Consider the following 3,956-nt stretch of genomic DNA (forward strand, 5'->3'; position numbering starts at 1 on the left):
TTGTCAATCCTGCTACGCTGTCGCTTGGAAATGTTAAAGGGTTACCAGCAGGTACAGGGATGGATCCAGGTGCAGTATTCGTTGCTACGGCATTAGCGGCAGCGATTGGTTTGTTAACTATGGGTATTTTTTGGCAAACAGCAATTGCTGGAACATTAATGTCAGGTATTATCTTTATTATTCTTACAGCTTCAGGTATTCGTGAAAAAATTATTAATGCAATTCCATCAGAGTTAAAGTTTGCAGTAGCGGCAGGTATTGGATTATTCATTGCTTTCCTTGGATTCCAAAATGCCGGAATTATTGTGAAAAATGATGCTGTTCTTGTTGGGTTGGGGGACTTAACAAAGGGCACAACGTTACTAGCGATCTTCGGGGTTGTTACTACAATCATCTTTATGATTAAGAAAGTTAATGGTGCAGTATTTTACGGTATGATTCTTACAGCGATCTTAGGGGTAGCAACAGGATTAATTGATACTCCGAAAGCTGTAGTGGGAGCAATACCGAGCCTAGAACCAACGTTCGGTGCTGCGTTAACGCACTTTGGAGATATTTTCACTGTTCAAATGGGTATTGTTATTATAACGTTCTTCTTTATCGATTTCTTTGATACAGCAGGTACGCTTGTAGCGGTTGCGAATCAAGCTGGATTAATGAAGAACAATAAATTACCACGTGCAGGAAAAGCATTATTTGCAGATGCGATTGCAACTGTAATTGGTGCAATCTTGGGTACATCAACAACAACGTCTTACATTGAGTCTTCTGCAGGGGTAGCAGCAGGAGGACGTTCTGGATTTACAGCAGTTGTAACAGCAGGATTCTTCTTACTGGCATTATTCTTCTCGCCATTACTAAGTGTTGTAACGCCAGCTGTAACGGCACCAGCTTTAATTATTGTAGGAATCTTGATGGTTTCTTCCTTAGGGGAAATTGATTGGAAGAAATTCGAGATTGCAGTGCCAGCATTCTTTACAATTATCTCTATGCCACTTACGTATAGTATCGCAACTGGGATTGCGATTGGATTTATCTTCTATCCAATTACAATGGTTGTGAGTGGTCGTCGTAAAGAGGTTCATCCGATTATGTATGTTATGGGAGTTTTATTTGTACTATATTTCATCTACGTTCGTAAATAAAGTGAAACTTTAATCAGAGTGGGGGAAACCCCACCCTGATTATTAGTTGAACCAATCGGGCTTTTACGGGCAGTTGATCTGCCGCGTAACATCGTTGATTTGGGCAGTTTTTGAAGTGGGAGTCTTACTGCCCGTTAATGCGGGATAAAAGGGGTTTTTTAAAAGGTCTAGACTTAAGGGGAGTCTAGACCTTTTTTGCGTCTTCAGAAAATCTTAAGGATTTCCGAGCGTTTTTCTTCAGAAGTTTTCCTATAATAAAAGTTAGGGATTAAAAAAGTGATGGGGGAGATATTGTGGCACACGAAACAATACTTGTCGTAGATGATGAAAAAGAAATTCGAAATTTAATTACAATCTATTTAAAGAATGAAGGATATAAAGTATTGCAAGCAGGAGACGGGGAAGAAGGATTACGTTTACTAGAAGAAAATGAAGTACATCTAGTCGTATTAGATATTATGATGCCGAAAGTGGATGGTATTCATATGTGTATGAAAGTAAGGGAAGCGAAAGAGATGCCTATTATTATGCTTTCTGCCAAAACGCAAGATATGGATAAGATTTTAGGATTAACAACAGGAGCAGATGATTACGTAACGAAGCCCTTTAATCCATTAGAGTTAATTGCACGAATTAAATCTCAGTTACGCCGTTATATGAAAATGAATGGTTTCGCTGTCCAAAATGAGGACGAGTTAGAAATTGGAGAGATGAAAATCAACATCTCGACCCATAAAGTTATTGTAGAGGGAGAAGAAGTGAAACTAACTCCGAGGGAATTTTCAATTTTAGAATTGCTAACTAGAAATCCAGGTATGGTGTTTAGTGCGGAGCAAATTTATGAAAAGGTGTGGAACGAACGATCTTTCCAGTCTGATAATACTGTAATGGTGCATATTCGAAAAGTGCGTGAAAAGATTGAGGAGAATCCAAGGAAACCTAGATATATAAAAACGGTATGGGGAGTGGGATATAAGATTGAAAAAGATATTTAATCCGTTTACTTACGTTCGGAAAATTCGAGAATTAATTGAAAAGATAATAAAGAGCGTGAAACGGAGTATAAGGATTCAACTTATTACGGCGTTTACTGTTTGTGCGTTATTAGGTCTCTTTGTATCAACGAAGATAGTAGCACCTATTTTTGAAGATGCTAGCCAACATGCCGAGATTAATTACAGAGATGGTATGGAGCAAATTAATCGTAAAGCTCAAAGTACAGCGGAAATGATGGTTGTTGAAAATAAATTAGATGCTGTACAAAACATGATAGAGCTAGAAAATGAGAATTTAGAGCAAGGGCATGATGCCTTTAAAATATTAGTTACTGACGAAAATGGTAAAGTTTTGTATAAAACGAAGCAAGCGCAAGAAGAACAAATTAATTTGCATAATACAATTCGTAATGCGACTTCATTTGCTATCAATTATTCAAATAATAATGATATTGAAAGATCAAGAAAAGAGTTTATTACATTCTCGCCTATTACAATTGAAGGTAAGAACTTATATATGTTTGTAAGTGGGATTCCTCAAGGGGAGGTAGTGTACTATAAAGTAGAAGGACCATTCCCGTTTTTAATGGGTGTTCTTGTATTCATTTTCTCTTTCTTCTATATAACAAAGAGAAAGATGAAGCAGATTGAAGCAATGGCACAAGGTGTAAAGGAAATAGAAAGAGGTAACTTAGCGTACCGCATTGAGAAAAAAGGTGAAGATGAGATTGCGTCTTTAACTGAGAATATTAATAATATGGCGGAAGAGCTTATGAATAATATAGAAAAGGAACGTAAATTAGAAAAGCAGAAAAATGAGCTTATCACAAATGTATCTCATGATTTGCGTACACCACTTACTTCTATTATGGGTTACTTACGATTACTTCGAGATTCTAAATATGAAAATAAAGAACAACATGATGAGTATACAAGAATTGCTTTTGTAAAGTCGGAGCAGTTAAAGAATTTAATAGAAGATTTATTTGAGTATACGAAGTTAACAAATGAACAAGTTGTATTAGAAAAACAAGAAGTATGTGTAAATGAGTTGCTTGAGCAATTAATAGAAGAGTTAGTACCGCAGGCGGAAGAACATGGACTTACGTTTGTTAAGAAGTTTCCTGAGGAACGTACTTATGCATCGATTGATTCGGAAAAGATGGTTCGTGTATTTGATAATTTACTAATGAATGCGATTAAGTACAGTAAAGATGATGGAGAGATAAAAGTTTCTCTTCAAAGGCAGCGTAGGGATATACAAATTGTAATTGCGAATCATAGTGAAGAGTTTACGAGAGAAGAGTTAGTGGATTTGTTTGAACGTTTCTATAAGAAGGATCAATCTCGAAGTAGAGTAACGGAAGGATCGGGACTTGGCTTAGCGATTGCGAAAAGTATTGTTGAGTTGCAAGGTGGTAGTATTCGAGCGGAATATAGGGATGGTATTATTCAATTTATCGTCTCTTTACCAATTATAGAAAAATAATAAATGAATAGAATGATATGTGATAAAAAGGCTTATTTTAAAAGAAATAAGCCTTTTTATATTTTTTATAAAAACATATTGACGATTAGAGATTAGAGGTGTAATATAGAACAAGTCGCCGATGACAATAACGTCGCAAGCGACAAATGAAATGAAAAACTTAGTTGACATTGAAAGATGAAGATGTTAACATAAGGAAGTCGCAAATGAGCGACTAAGTAGTTCTTTGAAAACTGAACGAAACAAACAACGTGAAACGTCAATTTTTATTTTTAGATGCTAGACAAACTAACTTTATTGGAGAGTTTGATCCTGGCTCAGGATGAA

General features: G+C 36.1%; 3 protein-coding genes. All 3 read left to right on the top strand.

The features are described 5' to 3' along the window. Window positions 1-1,145: NCS2 family permease (locus MR167_RS30890; protein WP_242316194.1), on the top strand; the 1,145-nt coding region annotated here is incomplete at its 5' end. A gap of 293 nt (window positions 1,146-1,438) precedes the next feature. Continuing rightward, window positions 1,439-2,140, top strand: coding sequence for a response regulator transcription factor (locus MR167_RS30895; RefSeq protein ID WP_000929886.1), 702 nt, complete (start codon window positions 1,439-1,441; stop codon window positions 2,138-2,140). Further along, window positions 2,124-3,629: a sensor histidine kinase gene (locus tag MR167_RS30900; protein ID WP_242316195.1), complete on the top strand. Its 1,506-nt coding sequence runs from the start codon at window positions 2,124-2,126 to the stop codon at window positions 3,627-3,629. The genes MR167_RS30895 and MR167_RS30900 overlap by 17 nt, the downstream gene beginning before the upstream one ends. The last annotated feature ends 327 nt before the right edge of the window (window positions 3,630-3,956 follow it).

The sequence above is a fragment of the Bacillus cereus group sp. BfR-BA-01355 genome (assembly GCF_022663675.1).
Classification (GTDB): Bacteria; Bacillota; Bacilli; order Bacillales; family Bacillaceae_G; genus Bacillus_A; species Bacillus_A thuringiensis_S.